Source organism: Microvirga sp. GCM10011540 (assembly GCF_042650665.1).
Taxonomy (GTDB): domain Bacteria; phylum Pseudomonadota; class Alphaproteobacteria; order Rhizobiales; family Beijerinckiaceae; genus Microvirga; species Microvirga lenta.
Map to the genome: position 1 here is coordinate 133,887 of NZ_JBHSBQ010000025.1, position 15,556 is coordinate 149,442.

Consider the following 15,556-nt stretch of genomic DNA (forward strand, 5'->3'; position numbering starts at 1 on the left):
TGCGCCCGTGGATGAGACCTTTGCCTCCGCCGGTCACGGAAGGATCGGCCGCCTACCCTCGGGAGAACCTCTGTCCCTCCTGGATGAGCCACGCCAGGGCTCCCGGACGCGCATCCAGAGACACTCCCTGATCCTCGGCCAGTGCCGCGATCTCCGCCCAGTCTTCCCGGCCGAGGGCCCGGCGCCCCTCGATGCCGGCCCGCAATGCGTTCATGCTGGTGGCCAGGTCATGGTGCTGGACGAAGGCTTCACGGGCCGCGATCCAAGGTTCGTTCGTCTGAGCACGGGCCGCAGCCTCGCCCAGGACGATCTCCAGCTTCTCGTTGGGTCGGACCTCGCCAAGGCATGCCCTCAAGTCCTCCAGGCCAAGATGGAACGGGATCAGATCCGGACGGCTGCGCTGCAATTCCGATGCGACATCCCCGCAATCCGAGCAGACCTTGGCCACCGCGTACTCCCGGATGACGAGTTCAGGCGGGTGCCAAGGGTACAGCACCTGCCGGAATTCGAGATTTCGCGGGTCATGTTCCAGAGGAAAGACCTGATGGTCGCGGATCTGGGCGAACCACCTGCCCTGACCCGACAGCCGCAGGATCTCGCGCTTGCCGCGGCCGCAGCAGGGGCAGGTCCAATCGGCCGGGGCCCGCTTCCAGCCGAGTTGCGCCCTCTGGTCGAAGGCGGCGAACTCCTCGTCGGTCGGCCCACGCCCGCCTCTGGCCGGTCGTGTTCGCGCGGACCGGCCGGCGCCGTCCCGCATCGTCGAGCGATCCGCGAGATCGAAGGAAAGCCGGCCATGCCAGCGGGTGAAGGCTTGCGCGGACGGATCGGCAATTCCCATCCGGGCCAGGATCCTGTCAGCGGCCTGTTGCGGCGATGATCCTTCCGCGGCTCGATTGCGCTCGACGCCGTGCCGCCCGTCCGCCAGCCGCTCAACCATGAGGTCCATGAACGCGATCCGGTCCGCGAAGTCCTCGCGGGCGCCGCGCCAGATCGCGCGGGCGCAGTCGACATCGATCTCGTGGTGCCGATTGGGGTGCGGCATGATGAATTGCGAGATCTCGCCAGGCGTGAAGGTGAAGTCCGGATGCACCTCCGCCTTCAGGGCGTCCTTCGCCTTCCCGTCGGCCCGGTTGCAGGCGTCGCAGATCAGGGCATCCCGGAAGCGCCAGAGCAAGGCCTTGATAGGCCCGTCGGCGAGCCGGCAGACCTCGGGAACACCTTGGGTCCAAGGCATCCCGAAGCGGTCGTTGAGCCGGCGACCGAACAGATCGGTGATGTGGTCGTGGTGCCACTCCAGATGGGCCACGAGGACGCCATTGTCCGCCTTGCGGACGATCTCGGGCTTGGTTCGGCGGCAACAGACGCACTGCCAGCCTGGCGGCACCTCTGCCCAGTTCCGGTTGAGGTCGAGGCCGGTGGCCCCGAACTGGCTGATCAAAGCCTTGGTCTGCGCGGTCCACCGTCCGTCGTGGTTCGGAAACCACTGTGCGAGCTGCTCATCGGAGAGCCGCGCCACGTCCGGCAGCGCCAGTGAGACCCAGAGCTCTCCAGGAGGAGGCGTGGGCCCGAACAGCGCTTCGTTGGGTGGACCGTCCTCATCATCCAACATTGCGCACGATCCCGGCAGTTGTGGTCATTCCATCCTCTCAGACCCTTATGACTTCGCATGCAAGGGCCATTGTACGCCATGAAGCTCATGCTCGTGGCTGTCAGGCTCCCGGTGCAACTGTCCACCCCAAAACGTGGCAGCTGCGCCGGCGTCGTGTCGGGGGGAAGTGAAACAGGCCGAACAGACGCATGTTCCAAGCTCTCGAGCCCGCTGGCGGCGACGTCGGAGCCGATTGGGCAGGTCGGCTCCAAGCTGGACACGCGACGGCCGGTGTCGATAGGAACAGCGTCGTTTCTTCCTGGTTTGGCGGACACCGTCGGCAACCCCAGGCGTGTCACGAGGAATTCATGAAGGTCTTCCTGCTCGGAGCGGGCGCATCCAAGAGCTACGGCGGCTCCCCGACCGGCCAGCGCATGCCGATTGCGCATGACTTCTTCCAAACCTTCGACCGCCTCGACATCAGCGCCAACCCCTGGGTTCTGCAGGAGGGGCTGCTCGGCTACCTTCTGGAAAAAGGGGTTCCCGATCCGGGCGAGCACCTGCGCTCTGGGCTCGACATCGAGGCCCTGCACTCGGAGATTGAAGCCGCCCGGGACGAAGCCATGCGGACCGGCGATCCGATGGCTTGGTACTATTCCTACCGGGCCTACAACGAGCTCGTGTTCCTCTTCGCCTCGGTGATCAACGAGATCCAGAACGGTCCCGTCTCCGAGCCGCACCGCGGCATCGCACGGCTCCTGGGTCCGGACGACGCGGTGCTGACGTTCAACTGGGACACCTTGATGGACCGTGCCCTGGCCACGGAAACCTCGTGGCGCGTCGATTGGGGCTATGGTGTCACGCCGCATGGGATCTTCGGCGATGGCTGGCGGCTGGCTGGGGACAGACCATCCGGCAGCCAGTCCCCAAGTCTGATCAAGCTGCATGGGTCGACGAACTGGCTGACGGCCTACCCGACGCCCGACGAGTCCGGCCGGATCGTGCTCACCCACGAACTCGATCCGGGAACGCTGCATGTGTTCGAAACCGCGACCGAACCCTATGCGTGCTACGCCGGTCGCCACATGCCCGGCTATGAGCCGTTCGCGTATGGCTACTATCCCCCGAACCTTCTGGACGTGCCTGGACGGGCCGCAGGGGAGGGCCGTGTGTTCGTCCGCACCCGGATGCAGGTGCCGTGGAAGCCGGAAGGCACGGCGCCGCGGGATGGCCTCGTCTCGATGCCACTGATCATCCCGCCGGTGCGGCACAAGACCTATGGCATGTTCGGCGGCCTCTTCGCTGACCTATGGCGGGAGGCGGAGGACCGTCTCGCCGCGGCCGACACCATCGTCGTGATCGGCTACTCGTTTCCACGCACCGACCTGCAGAGCAACGACCTGTTCCTGCGGGCGCTGATGCGCCGCTCCTCTATGCCGCGCGTCATCATCCTGGACCCGGCGCCCGAGCGCGTGGCCGAGAAGTTCCGTCTAGATTTCGGGATTTCCGGCGACCGGCTGACGGTCATCAGGGATTACTTCTCCGAGCGCTTCGACCTGGCCGCGCTTCTTCGCCCGTGACGGGGCCTCACTGTTGCCGTAGACAGGCCTCAGGAGACCCCGGCAAACGACAGACCGCTCCGGAGCCGCCTCCGCGCGGCGGCTCGGACCTCCGCTCCGGGACGTCGCGCAGGGTGAGCCGTGTCAAAGGGGCATGAGCGGTTCGCCGCTGGACGGGGCCGCATGTTGCCGGTCGGACCCGCGCAGTCCCGAGCCGGCTGTCGTCGTCACCGCGCCTGCGGCCCTGGTGGGACCGGCTCGGCATCGGCCCGAGGCGCCTGGGCCTCGTCGCGACGCAGCCGCCGGGGCGGCGGTGGCTCCAAGGCCACGCAGTCGGCGACGAGGCCGGCGAACGGCTTGATGTCGCCCCGGCCGCTCGCGGCCTCCAGCGCGCTCAGGTAATCCTCGCGCCGGTCCACGGGGATGATGGTCCAGGGATAGCCCCCGGATGCGAGCATGAGGTTCAAGAGGAAGCGCCCGCACCGGCCGTTCCCGTCGGGAAAGGGATGGATGAACGTGAACACGTAGTGCCCCAGCAGGGCGCGTACGCGGGGGTCGTCCTCGCCCTCCAGGCACTCGAAGAACGCGTCCATCGCGTCCGGCACCGACGTCCAGGCCACCGGCACGTGCCCCGAGTCGCGCAGGAACACGAGGTGGGAGCGGTAGCCGGCGAGGTTCTCGGGCTTGAGAAGGCCAGCGGCCACGGACGGCTGGAACAGGGCGCGGTACCAGTTCTGGTGCTCATCGGCGGCCAGCCGGGCCGCATCCTCCCCGTCGAGGACGCGCGCGACCGCCCCGCGCACCTCCTGGAAAGCCAGCCAGTAGCCCTTCGCGGCCATGGCGTCCTTCTGCTGGCGGTCGCCGTCCACCCGGTCCGGGTCGTAGTCGCCGCGGCGGACCCGCTCGATCAGCTCCTCGGTCACGTGGTAGCCCTCGATGGAGAGGGAGTGGTACGCGTCGGCGACGTAGTTCTCATCCACGGACGACAGGTATCCATCCCGGTCGTTGATGAGGCGCGGCTCGCTCGGGAAGGCCGCGATGACGTCATCGCGCATCTCGGCCCACATCAGCCGGATGCGCGTCATGACAGGGGGCACGGGCCTGCCACTGCCAAGCTGCATAGGGACTGGCCCCTTGAACGGGTTGGCCTCCTCACGGACCAGATGCCCAGCCTGCTTCATCGTCCGCACGATCTCGTCCGCGACGGCGGGGCGCCCGAGGAGCCGATAGGCGCCCGCGATCCGGCCCGCCGCGGCGACGTGGCCGCCGTCCAGAAGGGGCCGCAGCAGCGGCCCCGCGCTCCTGATCGATCCCAGAACCGCGATGATGTCGGACCTGTGGGCCACCCAGGCGTTCGGCGTGGCGGCGCAGAGCGCCTCCGGCGCCGGGTAGATCCTCATGCCATGCGCCTCGTGCGGGTCGACCGACGGAAGCGGCGCCCGATAGGCAAAGATGGAGGTACCGTGCGGGAGGGAAACCGCCGTGTTGCTCGCGGAGGGGGACTGGACCACGACCTGCCGTGGCACGTTGAGGTTCCCGGCCAGCAGCGCCAACGACGTTTCGGCGCCCAGGATCCATCCGGCCTTGAACCGGTCGTCAAGATAGGCGCGGCAAAACTCCCAGAAGGACGCATACCAGGACGTGCTCTCCCCGGGTCTCTCGTCCGGGCGGGTCAACATCACCCAGCCCTTCATGACCTCGCGCAGGAAGCCATGCTGGATCAACCGTTCCCGGTCGGTGCGCCCGAATTCGTCGGTGCCGAAGACGCGCCTATCGCCTTGGCTGCGATCCCGGAGGACCTGAAGCGATGCGGCAAGCTTTTCGTTGAGGGAAGGCATGGGATCTCTGCTGGTATTCTATTGGTTGTTGCTGCGTATTTTCTATCACTTTTTGTTGCGTAATTTCAATTGATTCATGTCGTGAAGTTTCAATCACTTTCTGCGGAGCGAAAAACATTGGTTCTGGTATGGCACTCCCCAGACGTATTGTCAGCTGCGGACGCGGCAGCCGGTGGAATAGGCGTTGTTCCTTGCCAGCCGCAGGGGGACGATGAGGGTTCATCCCAGGAGGCCCTCCGGTGACGTCGTCAGAGCGCAAACGTCAGGATCGCGAACGCAAGCGGCAAGAGCGTCAGGCCCTAAAGGCCGCAGGGGCGCCGACGCCCGGCGTGCTCGACCGAGCCCTCTGCGACGCCCTGAGGGACGTCGTTTGCATCGCCTTGGGGCACCCAGACCTCCGGCCGCGGAACGTCCTCACGGCGGCAGTCAGCATCCGCGAGGTCTTGAAATTCGCCCGTAGGGAGCTGTCTGAGCGCGGTCTCGACAAGAGGGCCTGCGATGCCGCTCTGGTGGCCCGCCTTGCGCCCCTGAACGGCGCTCCCAGCCGCTCTGAGGCCAAGCCCGTCTCTAAGGCTATCGTGGAGCCCGAGGCCTATCTAGAGCCTGATCCAGAGCACCTGACACCGGGTATGCAGGCCCTCCTCGACGATCTGGAATGGGCGCTTCAGCCCATGGAGCCTGAGGACGTCTGATCCCCGATCTCCGATCTGCGAGGCGGGATAGTTGCCCCGGACGTGTCGGCGCAGAAAGCCCAGGGATAAGTTACCCCTGGCCCAAGTAATTGATTGCAGCTGTGAATCTCCTGTGGCAGCCTCCTGCCAAGTCAGTCGAGGAGGACCTCATGCAAGGTGCAGCCCCAGTCGCGTTCGCAGTTGCTGGCGCCATTCACACGGCTATCGAGACGACCCGGGCAGAGCGCCAGGCGCAGCGCGAAGCGGTCCTCCAGGGCCTCTCCGAGCAGAAAGCGGCGCAGGCTGTGGTCCGCCTCGGCCGTGAGTTGGCCTTGTCTCACCGCCGCGAGGGCGACTTGCGCGAAGAGCTCTCCGCCATGCGTCTTCGCGCCCTCCGTGCTGAGGGGCAGCTCGCCCGCCTTGTTCGCCAGTACTGAGGCCAGGGATCCCCCAAATGAAACGGCCCGCCAGTGAGCGGGCCGATTGTCGTTTCAGAGGAGGTCAGGTGAAGCCGGAGGCGCCAGGATAGATCGGCTCGACGAGCTCCATCGCCTCGACCTCAGCCTCGGCGACGTTGTGGTGGAGCATCGCGATAGCCCGTTCGAACTTCGCCCCAAAGGCCGGCACGCCGGGGAGGACCCTGGTGGTGTTGAGGTGGGCTTCGATCTGATCGGGAGCGAACCGGGACAGAGCCGACTTCTCGGCAGGCGTCAGAGCGAGTACCCATGCAGCGACTTCATCCGGTACATCAACGAGATGCTCCTCGTAACCGCGTACAGTCATCGCCAAGGCGTAGCCTAAGGGAAAGCGGTGGGTGCAGTTTGCATGTGCGCGCTTGCGCTCCTTGGCCTTGTCGTGGGCCTCCGTGAAAGCCTCGGCAATGGCTTCAGCCTGCGAGACGGGGATCTCCTCCTCAGTAACCTGTGGGGGCTGCGGAACCACCAAAGATCGGACCAGCTTCCAAGCTCCATCGACGAGCTGCCACGTCATAGTGGCCAAGGCGGTGAGGATGGCAGTAATGAACTTTGCGATGTTGCGCATTGGGTGTCTCCTTTCACAGGACCAGGGTGCGCAATGGGCTAGCAAGCGACAACCTGCCAGTTACTAGGGCCTCAGTCATTCGGACATCGTAGCGAGCACGGTGGATCTAACTTTCCGTCACATGACCTCGTCGAGGCCTAAGCCGAGGTTGGCGCAACCTTGGGCCTATTGATTGCCTCGGATCATCCGTCTCAGAAGGGTGCATAGGGGTCTAGACAACTGGGCCGTGCAGCCACCCAGGCTCTTGCTGTAGATTACTGCGGGAGGGGAAGCATCCCGCCTAGAGTGCTCACGTCAGGCTCGCGAAAGCCTCAGCATCACGGGCATCAATGTTTGTCTCTTCGAGCGCTCGCTGGATTTCTTTTTGGCGTGCAGCAATCTCGCGGCGACGTACCTCATCCGGTACGCCTTCGGAAAGAGCTGCTCTCTCGGTTGCGTGGAGTCTCGTCACGCCATAGAGCCAGCAGGAAGCATACCGGGTTTCGACGGCCGCACTGTACCCGCGCCCCTTCCGAGCAATAAGCACTCGGTAGATCACTCGGGTGTCATCAGCGACCCCGACCAGGTACTCGGCATCAAGGATGAGGCACTCCTCCACGACACCATACTGCGCGATGCGCTTGACCTGGCTAAGCCAATGTCGCTTTACGCGAATTGTGTGAACATCGAGGTTCGCCGCCCGGCCTTTGTGTGCCCCCTTGTAGACGCCATAGACCCGCTCGCATTGGAGGTCGTAACGAGGTGTCTCGCCTTCGACTGTGTAGTCGATGTCCCAATCCGTGCCACCAGGAGCGCCGTGGTTCATTACCCACCTTGCAGCTCGGCGGAGCGTCTCAAATACATGGTTGTCACGACGCTGCTGGATCCCAACTCGCAAGCGCTCTGCCAAAGCGGCTCTTCCTTTTGCCTGATCTGCGTACGCATGCCAGGGCCTAGTTCCGGTTCGGCGGGGCATCTTGCGGACCGTTCGGACCCGCTGTGCCAGTTCGAGAGCTTGGTTTAGCTGTCTGGTAGCCACAAAGCCTGCCCGCTTCTTTTGCGGCATCTTACGGATCGCCTGCTTGGCCGTGGTAGGCGAGAGCCTTCCGGGAGTGTCGGCTAGGCAGACCGCGACTGCGCGCATCGCCGGAGTGGCAGCGGCAAGGGCGCTGGTCAATTCGGACCGAGCTGCGATCTGGTTTGTGGTAGTCGTCTTAGTCACTGGATACCTCCCGTGGGTGTCATGGGGAGATTTTGGTCATATCGGAAAGGCTAGGAAACGAGGGAGTTGCTGCTCGGTTAACCGATCCGGCGACTTGTTAACTTCTGCGAGAAGCTATCTTCAGCGATAGTTAGCAGGGCCTAAATCAGTGGCGCGAACTGCACCTGGATACACTCCGGGGGAGCGGCGCCCTGCGTCAAGATCGCAAGTTCTTAAGACGGCTCGCCTTCGCGCTTGTCTGCCCGCTGGCGTAGAAACAGCCTAGTTCCATTGTTTAACGAAAGCTCGATATCGACCTGTTCGGCCGCGAACATGTTTGGTGTACAAACTTGTTTGCGTTCGACTCTTCCTTCAGGCGACAGACGGTGATGGGCAGTCTTGCTCTCATCTGCATTCTTCACAACATCTCGCCGGGTATCCGCCTGGACGCTTAGAGTTTCACCATGGAGCCTTTCAATTATTGCAGCGAGCGACTCTCGTTCTTCGTCAGTGAGGATGGAGAAAACCCGTTCAAGTGTGGTCAGCACGGAACTAACCCTGCCATGAACCTCCTCTTCGACCTGAGGAGCAAGTGACAGCAGGACTGACCCGTGACTGCCTCGTTCCTCACTAAGGTAACTCTTTGCGAGAAGCGATTGCACGTGCGCGTGCAGAGTGCCCTTTGACGCGCCGAGTTGATCTGAGATTTCAGTCAAATTCTTCGAGCCTTCGTTGGCAATGACCCACAGGATTGCTCCAGCCCACTTCGAGAGGTCACCGCCGAACGCAAGCCTCTCAGCCTCCCTGAGGTCATGCATGAAGGTTGAGATCGAACTTTCTAGTGATGTGGCATGCCGCAGCATCTCTGTATCCGCGATTGAGGATTGCTGTAGCCACGATACAGCAACAAAGTTGAGAATTGGTTTGGCGCCAAACACGTTCGGTCTCGAACATGTTCAGACCTAAACCCGTGACGAGGGAGCGGAGTGCTCACCTTCGACCACAGACCTGCTCATTGGGATCAGTGAAGATCCAACCGAAATCTCTGACTAGGGACGGAGATCTCCCTTCCCTTGATGAGAGAGGGGGTGGCAACGGTAAGGTGAATGAGCCTTCAGGCTTTATGGACGAACCGCAAAATCATTTGTCCATGTCTGGTGAGAGTTGCTGCAACTTCACCGTCATGGTGGCCGATGGGGAGATTTCGCGCGGCTGCCGCCCGGACTGCCTCATGCAGCCATGCTCAGAGCCTGCCGCCCATAATAGGCCTCACGGTGGCGGCCGGTTCGGTGCTCGTCGGCCTGACAGACTGGGCCGTAAAAAAGCGGGTTTGTGGCCTCCGATACAAGCGGTCCAACACGAAGTTGGCGTCGGCCAAGGCCTTCAGGGCTATCCCCTTCCAAACATAGACGGACTTTTATCTGGGTCGCGCGATGTAAGGCTTAGTCTGTGCCCATGATGGATAGATGATGAATTTTTGATGAGATCATGATGATAGAAAGCTCAGAGTATCATCATAATAGTGGACATGAAAAAACTTGAGTTTACAGATTGATACGAATCGTTTGATTTGTATAATCATGTGGCGAATCGAATTTTTCGAGTATTCGCTGTTCAACTGTCGATGAACAAGGACCATGTACGGTAACTTCTGTGCTGTATCAGTGGAGAAGCCTGTAAGGAACCCGACTATGCCGAGTGAGTGCGTCAACGAAATCGTGGGGCAGGGCGTGGAGGCCGCCGTCGCTGCGGTTGAACATGCTTTCAAGGAGGCTCGCGATCATCTGGCTTGGCGGTCCCGAGAGGATATCTCCTCCGGAGAGGCAGGCGCGCTTAACAGCGTCCGGCGCGTCCTCGAACAGCAGCAGACCGAGACGTCTCACGCGATCAATGCTTATGCCTTGCGCCTCGCGCTCATCGCTGAAGCCGTTCACTACGCCCGCCTGAGTGCAGAGGCGGTCATGAACGGGGAGCCGACGCCACCGCTGCCAGTCGATGCTCCGGAGCCGCCAGACCCGTTCTCACTGGTGCCAGACCCCGAGGGGAGCGCCAGGCTCCTCGAAGAGTATTGCGAGCCCTCACTGCCTGAACCTGCTCTAGCTTCCAGACCAATCCCGCGCCGTCTGCCGCCTCCGCCACCACGCCCAGCTTCAAGGAGCCCTGCCAATGGAAACACGCTGCCCGGACACGCTGGACCTGGAAGAACTGCTGTCGCGCTTGCCGCCGCTCCCGCCGGCGTCGCCGCAGCAGTTGTTGCTCCCGTTCCCCTGTCAGCTTGCCCGCCGCAGCAGCCTACCCAACAGGATGCCACGCGTCCGCCGGTGCCGGGCCAGGGGGGTGAGGCAGAGTGGAGGTCTCGCTCACCTGAAGAGGCCCCTTCGCGCGGCTGCGGCTCCCGCGCCAGCTCCCCAGGGGCCAACGCGGCGAGGCAACGGCCATATGGGCCGCCCCGGCGCACCAGGCATTGGATCGAGGAGCTGGCGCCCTGATCCTCCCGCGTCGCCAGCTCCGCCCCCAGCTCAGGAGGGCAGGCCTCCGCCAGCGGATCCCGTGGACAAAGACATACCGTGGTGAGGGAGAAGGCGCCCGCCACGTTCGCGCGATGAAGCGGCATCTGAACGCACAAGCGCAAGCCGAGGGAGGAAAGGCATGAGCATGGTAGGCGGGCGCAAACGCTTGCACGAGCAGCGCGACTACAGACACCTCTCCCAGAAGCCCGGGCCTGAGGTCCTGGAGAACGCCATCCAGGCGTGCTCCTTCCGTGGCGGCCCGCGCTGGGAGCACTACGTCAACCGCGATCTCATCTCGTTGTTCGGGGAACTCCAGACCGTCGGCATCACTGACGTGGTCGAGCGCTATCTCGATATGCTCGCGGCGACGCGCAACCACAAGCGTGAGCAGCCGACGGCGTTCAGCTTCGAGCGTGCCGGCAACCTCGTCGGCTGGGGCCTGCGCCTCGGCCTGCTGGAGGAGGTCCTCGACAAGTCCGGCGGGCGCGCCTGGCGCTTGGTCGACCGCGAGCTGCGATGGGACGTACACAATGGCAGGGCCCGCCAGATCCGCGGCCTTCCCGACGGTGAGCAGGCGTCCATGGACCGCAGGCTGGCGACCGGCCGCAAGCGCGCGGAGACCGCCGCCCGCAAGTACGCGGCGAAGATCGCGCCGGAGCTCAAGTCGGACATTGACGAGATCCTCCGCTACGACCCGGAGGCCGCGCTCGACGACAGGTTCGCGGAGTTCCTGAAGCCCTGGTTCACGCCGCCGCTAGCCGTCCACGCGGCATACGGCGCGCTGCTCGAACTTCATCACGCCTGGCCGAAGGAGAAGCAACAGTTCTGGAAACGGGCAATCGCCCGCGAAGTCACACCGGCGTACTTCCGGGGCGAGCATCGCCGCAGGGCCCAGCGCGCGGAGGCCGAGGCCATGTCGGAAGACGACGCGGCGGCGTTGGGCGACCTCATCTAACGGAAGGACCGATCAAGCAGAAAGAACAGCCACGCAGAGCCGCGGCGAACTCGCGGTCACAGGGCTCGTTTGCCTGTGACTTCGTAATGCAGTCCCGTTGATCCCGAACTGAGAAATCCGTCATCTAACAAGCGGAGGAACTTCCATTTGTGCTGCGGGTCATAGACGATCTTCCGTGCGCTCCCCGTGCCCGTGACAGAGACGGGGAGGTTTCGTGCCGTGATGACGGCTTCGAGTGTCGCGAGCGTCAACGTCGGGAGATAGCTTCGGCCTGCGATACTTCGAAGCTTCATGAGTATCAGGGCGTTGCCTTTGCAGTCCTGTTCGAACTGGGCGACGTTTTCGATAGGGATGGCCGCTTTGATCGTGTCTAGCGTGGTCTGCGCATGCTGCAGGACTTCGCTGAAGTACTGGAACAGGACATGGTAATTGTCCTTCTTGAAGATCACCATGTGCCCGTCGATCCACGCGGCATCGATCTGATTGTCGAAAATGAAAACCGGTTCTGTGATCTGATTGAAGGTGTTGTCCTGGAACCACGCGATCAATCCTTTCGACCGCCCCAGCTCCTTCGTCTTTGAATACTTGCGGAAGAGGTAGATGTCCGATCCGGCCGTGCGCTGGATGGCGATGACATGGAATTTCAGATTACTGATCGTCTTCGGCGCTCCGTCGAAGACCGGAAGCTGCGGAAGGTCATTCAAGGCTTGGACGACCACGTGCGGTGTCGATCCAGGATCGGGGACGTGGACCTCGACCTCATGGCTCACCTGGGGATCTCCGGGATTATAGGACTCCAAGGTGACGTCCCCTTTTCCCAGGTCGGCGTCCAGCTTACGCAGGGTATCGACCGCCAGAGTCCGGAAGCCCTCGGCCAGCTCGTCTGTCATCTGCAGCCGGTGCAGGCTCGGCGGGCGATCCTTTCCTGTCTTTGATGCGAGGCAGACTGTGACAGAAGAATTGGTGGCATCAATGGTACGGCATGCAGTGAGGGCGATCCTAAGCGCCTGGTATGTCAACTCTTCTTCTCCACAAAGATGCTTTCGGCGACGTCGATGGCAGTGACATCGTCACCCCTCCGTAGCCTGCGCTTCGACATCAGGAAGTATGAATTCCCGTTTTGATCCTCGATCTCGTAAAGGTTGTAACCCAATATGGAAAGAACGGGATTTATGTGGATCATGCCCGTATTCACATAAACCACGCACAGAACACCTAGGAAGATGGCCAGCGAGGCCACCTGCTCGACATCACTGAAGGCCGTGGCAGCAAACGGGATAACATAGCTAGCGATGTAACTCATTGTGTCGCTGTCTTTGCGCCGGATGATCCCGATTTGCATCCCGATGCCTTGCAGCTGCTGGACAAGGCGCATGTACAGAAGGGTTCCAAGGAGGCTTGCGACGGCCAGTACGATAAAAAACGCCCCGAGGTAAGGGCGCTCCCGCAGTGTCATGATTGCAAAGATCACCCACAGAGGGATGTAGGAGCTCAGGAAAAGGATGATACGGGTGAGCGCGTTGGCCATGTGCAAACCTTGGCATGCCAGAGAGGCGGGAGGCCATATGTAGCCTGGGATTTGTTCTCTATTTGTTCTAATTTATGCCATAGTCAATTGCAAGGCGGAGGGCTTTCTTACCATCGACGGGTGCCACCTCGGTAAAGCCGCCCGTTCCTCGGGTAATCTTTAGAATAGCGTCTCCAAACGCTTACGGGCGTCTCAGATCACATATCCAGAGGCGGGATGTCTCAGGATGCTTACGCTGCAAAATGATTACGGGCGTTGCAATTCCATTATCGCAGCGCCCGCAGTTGAAGATTCGATTACGCGGCCTCGTCCTCGTCGTCCCGGCCCTCCGGATAGGCCGGCGGCAGGGGTGCCATGCGGGCCATGATCTCGGCCAGGGACACAGGCCGGAAGTCCCAGGCGTCGACGCCTACGTCCAGGGATTGCGAGCAGCCGGGTAAGGACCCGTGCGAGTGGCCGTAGAGATGCAGGGATCCCCGGCGCATCCTGGGCCACACCCGCATGCCATAATGAAACATTACTACATGCTTGCCGTCGACGGTGTCTTCGAGGAAATCGTGCTTCGAGAGCCAGTCGAGCTGGGAGCCGATCTTCTCGTGGTTTCCCTTGATCAGGTGCTTGCGGCCGTTGAGCTTGCGGAACACCGACCTGGCGTATTCCGGGCTTGTCTTGTGGGCGAAGTCGCCCAGGTGGAAGATCTCGTCCTCGGGCGCGACGACCGCGTTCCAGCGCTCGACCAGGGCGGCGTCATGCTCCTGGACCGTCCTGAAGTGATCGCCCCGGCGGCAGTGCATGTTCGGGCCGAGGATCCCGGCATGGCCGAAATGCGAATCTGCCGTAAACCACGTGGCCATGGGGCCCCCCTTTCTGAGCGGAATCCCCATCATGCCACGGGCGAATCGCAGCTGCAATCAGAGGCTTAGGTTATCCCTGGCCTACGCGGCCGCTCGCCCGGCTTCCCGGGCCCGCCTCTTCTCCGCCCGGGCCCGCTTGATGCGTGCCGCGACCTCTTCTCCGTCCCGGACCATCACGGCCTCGGTCTTGGCGTGCCTCTCGACCAGGGCCCACCACTCGGTGATGATCGGCTGCTTCACGTCGAGCATATCGTCATCCGAGTAATGGCGCTCGGTCACGATGTGCATCCGGCCTTCAGAGTGATCCAAGATCAATGAAAGATCGATGGGCCTGATCTTGAGGATCTTGCGCCCGTGCGTCCTCAGCGCCCGGCGCACGTCGTGCGGGGAGGCCTTCACGCCGGGCAGCACGCCCCACAGGTGGGTGAGGGCGCTCTCGGACAGATGGTCCGATGGCATCCCCTCCCTCCGGGGGCGCAGGGCCGGGAACAGCCACTCGCTCTCGCCGGCCCGCTCCATCTGCCCCATGACCGCCTCCCAGACCGCCGGGGGCAGGGGGATGGCGTGCGGGATGTCGCCTTCCTCGTCCTCTCTCGCTGCGCCCTTGCGATGCAGCGGCGGCACGCGCCACACGCCCCAGCCGGGCTGCTCGTCCCAGTGTTCGAACTCGCGCTGCCTGGCAGACACGACGGCGTGGTTGCGCTGCCCGGTCGCCAGGAGGAGCGTCGAGGCCGCGGCGTAGACGGGATCCAGGGCGCCGCTCCGGGCGATGGCCAGGATCAGGCCGATCTCCTCCATGGGCGGGAAGTACTTCACCTGGCGCGGGGCCTCGCCGTCCCGGCGCCGACGGCGCTCCGGCTTGTGCAGGTCGTCCAGGGCGTCCTTCGCGACCATCGACTTATCGCGGATCGCCGGCCGCGCCAGCCAGGCCCAGAACGTCCGGACCTTGCGGAAGATGGCCTCGGCCTGGGACTGCTTGCCGTCCAGCGCGAGCTTATTGAGGACCTCCTGGATCCGGTCGACCCTGATCGAGCGGACCTGCTCGCGCATGAGCGGGCGCAGGGCGGGGCAGGTCAACGTCTTGCGGTAGTCGGCTAGGGTCGCCGGACGGGAGGTCGCCTCCACGTGCCGCAGGTACGCGCGCACCGCCGCCTCGTACGACCAGGCGAAGGCCTCCCGCGTTGTCATCGGCTTCTGTGCCGGGACCACGAACGTGCCGCCGGGGGAGGCCTTCACGAGCGGGACGATCTTGCCGAGCCTCTCCAGCTCGATCTCCAGCCAGTCGGCCTTCGGCACGCCGCGGCCCGCCCGGAAATCCGTGGTGGCCTTCTCGGCCAGGTCACGGGCCTCGGCGATGGACAGGAGGGTCCCGTCCTGCTGGTCCGGGTCGCAGTCGCCGAGCACCAGGCGGAAGGTCCTGCCGTCCCGCTCCGCCTTCCAGGTCCACTGGATTGATCGGCGCTTGACGCGCAGCACGAGGCCGCGGGCGCGGCTGTCGGTGATGTCGAGGACCTTGCCGGCGGCCTGGTCCTTGCGGGCCTTCTGCAGGGTGGTGAGCTTGATGTCGACGGGCATGGATGGACCGGAAAACTGGGGCGGATTGGGGCGGGGAGCCCATAATCACCAGAACCCGAATCACCGTCCAGCTTTGTGAAGATCGACGGTCAAAATCCTTGTAGGATAAGGGAAGTAAACCTCGGTTCAGTACCGGTCCGGTTCGTTGGAAAATAAGGGTTTCGGGCCAATGCAGCTGACTCTTAATCAGCGGGTCGTAGGTTCGAGCCCTACATCACCCACCATTTTCTTCGACAACTTAGCCGCTGCAGGTGCTG

14 protein-coding genes are annotated in these 15,556 nt (G+C 63.2%); 4 read left to right on the forward strand and 10 right to left on the reverse strand.

All coding sequences use genetic code 11. The features are described 5' to 3' along the window. Positions 1-52 precede the first annotated feature (52 nt). Positions 53-1,609 carry a hypothetical protein gene (locus ACFOYU_RS10380; RefSeq protein ID WP_377033457.1) on the reverse strand — a complete coding sequence of 519 codons (1,557 nt, stop codon included), beginning with the start codon at positions 1,607-1,609 and terminating at the stop codon, positions 53-55. 347 nt (positions 1,610-1,956) lie between these two features. Between ACFOYU_RS10380 and ACFOYU_RS10385 the strand changes: the two genes are divergently transcribed. Continuing rightward, the gene (locus ACFOYU_RS10385) at positions 1,957-3,168 is read left to right on the forward strand and encodes a hypothetical protein (RefSeq protein ID WP_377033458.1); all 1,212 of its coding nucleotides are present in this window, start codon (positions 1,957-1,959) and stop codon (positions 3,166-3,168) included. A 206-nt stretch (positions 3,169-3,374) separates the two neighbouring features. On the opposite strand, the gene ACFOYU_RS10390 is transcribed toward ACFOYU_RS10385, so the two are convergent. Beyond that, complete coding sequence (locus ACFOYU_RS10390; RefSeq protein ID WP_377033459.1) at positions 3,375-4,985, reverse strand: Fic family protein; 1,611 nt, start codon at positions 4,983-4,985, stop codon at positions 3,375-3,377. A gap of 239 nt (positions 4,986-5,224) precedes the next feature. On the opposite strand from ACFOYU_RS10390, the gene ACFOYU_RS10395 reads away from it, so the two are divergent. Together ACFOYU_RS10395 and ACFOYU_RS10400 are read left to right on the forward strand one after the other, a co-directional pair. Beyond that, positions 5,225-5,677 carry a hypothetical protein gene (locus ACFOYU_RS10395; RefSeq protein ID WP_377033460.1) on the forward strand — a complete coding sequence of 151 codons (453 nt, stop codon included), beginning with the start codon at positions 5,225-5,227 and terminating at the stop codon, positions 5,675-5,677. Positions 5,678-5,826: 149 nt separating this feature from the next. Further along, positions 5,827-6,093: a hypothetical protein gene (locus ACFOYU_RS10400; RefSeq protein ID WP_377033461.1), complete on the forward strand. Its 267-nt coding sequence runs from the start codon at positions 5,827-5,829 to the stop codon at positions 6,091-6,093. 64 nt (positions 6,094-6,157) lie between these two features. Here the strand turns inward: ACFOYU_RS10400 and ACFOYU_RS10405 are convergent, their stop codons facing one another. The 4 genes from ACFOYU_RS10405 to ACFOYU_RS10420 form a co-directional block, all read right to left on the reverse strand. Further along, positions 6,158-6,697, reverse strand: a complete 540-nt coding sequence (locus ACFOYU_RS10405; protein WP_377033462.1) for a hypothetical protein — start codon at positions 6,695-6,697, stop codon at positions 6,158-6,160. 289 nt (positions 6,698-6,986) lie between these two features. Then, a complete protein-coding gene (locus ACFOYU_RS10410) occupies positions 6,987-7,502 on the reverse strand; it encodes a hypothetical protein (RefSeq protein ID WP_377033463.1) in 516 nt (171 codons plus the stop codon). 608 nt (positions 7,503-8,110) lie between these two features. Then, entirely contained in the window at positions 8,111-8,815 is a 705-nt protein-coding gene (locus ACFOYU_RS10415; RefSeq protein ID WP_377033464.1) for a MarR family winged helix-turn-helix transcriptional regulator, read from the reverse strand. Between the two features lie 723 nt (positions 8,816-9,538). After that, positions 9,539-9,811: a hypothetical protein gene (locus ACFOYU_RS10420; RefSeq protein ID WP_377033465.1), complete on the reverse strand. Its 273-nt coding sequence runs from the start codon at positions 9,809-9,811 to the stop codon at positions 9,539-9,541. A 715-nt stretch (positions 9,812-10,526) separates the two neighbouring features. Here ACFOYU_RS10420 and ACFOYU_RS10425 point away from each other — a divergent pair. Further along, positions 10,527-11,342, forward strand: coding sequence for a hypothetical protein (locus ACFOYU_RS10425; protein ID WP_377033466.1), 816 nt, complete (start codon positions 10,527-10,529; stop codon positions 11,340-11,342). A gap of 56 nt (positions 11,343-11,398) precedes the next feature. Here the strand turns inward: ACFOYU_RS10425 and ACFOYU_RS10430 are convergent, their stop codons facing one another. The 4 genes from ACFOYU_RS10430 to ACFOYU_RS10445 all read right to left on the reverse strand — a co-directional run bounded on the left by ACFOYU_RS10430 (position 11,399) and on the right by ACFOYU_RS10445 (position 15,299). Beyond that, a complete protein-coding gene (locus ACFOYU_RS10430; RefSeq protein ID WP_377033467.1) occupies positions 11,399-12,361 on the reverse strand; it encodes a Kiwa anti-phage protein KwaB-like domain-containing protein in 963 nt (320 codons plus the stop codon). Next, positions 12,358-12,870 carry a hypothetical protein gene (locus ACFOYU_RS10435; RefSeq protein ID WP_377033468.1) on the reverse strand — a complete coding sequence of 171 codons (513 nt, stop codon included), beginning with the start codon at positions 12,868-12,870 and terminating at the stop codon, positions 12,358-12,360. Before ACFOYU_RS10435 ends, ACFOYU_RS10430 begins: the two co-directional genes overlap by 4 nt. A gap of 296 nt (positions 12,871-13,166) precedes the next feature. Continuing rightward, positions 13,167-13,724 carry a metallophosphoesterase family protein gene (locus tag ACFOYU_RS10440; RefSeq protein WP_377033469.1) on the reverse strand — a complete coding sequence of 186 codons (558 nt, stop codon included), beginning with the start codon at positions 13,722-13,724 and terminating at the stop codon, positions 13,167-13,169. Between the two features lie 81 nt (positions 13,725-13,805). Then, entirely contained in the window at positions 13,806-15,299 is a 1,494-nt protein-coding gene (locus ACFOYU_RS10445) for a hypothetical protein (RefSeq protein WP_377033470.1), read from the reverse strand. Positions 15,300-15,556 lie beyond the last annotated feature (257 nt).

What these genes read in the sequence shown, in the direction of transcription:
- ACFOYU_RS10380 (WP_377033457.1), bottom strand. Translation starts at nt 1,609, where the DNA reads ATGTTGGATGATGAGGACGGTCCACCCAACGAAGCGCTGTTCGGGCCC.
- ACFOYU_RS10385 (WP_377033458.1), top strand. Translation starts at nt 1,957, where the DNA reads ATGAAGGTCTTCCTGCTCGGAGCGGGCGCATCCAAGAGCTACGGCGGC.
- ACFOYU_RS10390 (WP_377033459.1), bottom strand. Translation starts at nt 4,985, where the DNA reads ATGCCTTCCCTCAACGAAAAGCTTGCCGCATCGCTTCAGGTCCTCCGG.
- ACFOYU_RS10400 (WP_377033461.1), top strand. Translation starts at nt 5,827, where the DNA reads ATGCAAGGTGCAGCCCCAGTCGCGTTCGCAGTTGCTGGCGCCATTCAC.
- ACFOYU_RS10405 (WP_377033462.1), bottom strand. Translation starts at nt 6,697, where the DNA reads ATGCGCAACATCGCAAAGTTCATTACTGCCATCCTCACCGCCTTGGCC.
- ACFOYU_RS10410 (WP_377033463.1), bottom strand. Translation starts at nt 7,502, where the DNA reads ATGAACCACGGCGCTCCTGGTGGCACGGATTGGGACATCGACTACACA.
- ACFOYU_RS10425 (WP_377033466.1), top strand. Translation starts at nt 10,527, where the DNA reads ATGAGCATGGTAGGCGGGCGCAAACGCTTGCACGAGCAGCGCGACTAC.
- ACFOYU_RS10435 (WP_377033468.1), bottom strand. Translation starts at nt 12,870, where the DNA reads ATGGCCAACGCGCTCACCCGTATCATCCTTTTCCTGAGCTCCTACATC.
- ACFOYU_RS10440 (WP_377033469.1), bottom strand. Translation starts at nt 13,724, where the DNA reads ATGGCCACGTGGTTTACGGCAGATTCGCATTTCGGCCATGCCGGGATC.
- ACFOYU_RS10445 (WP_377033470.1), bottom strand. Translation starts at nt 15,299, where the DNA reads ATGCCCGTCGACATCAAGCTCACCACCCTGCAGAAGGCCCGCAAGGAC.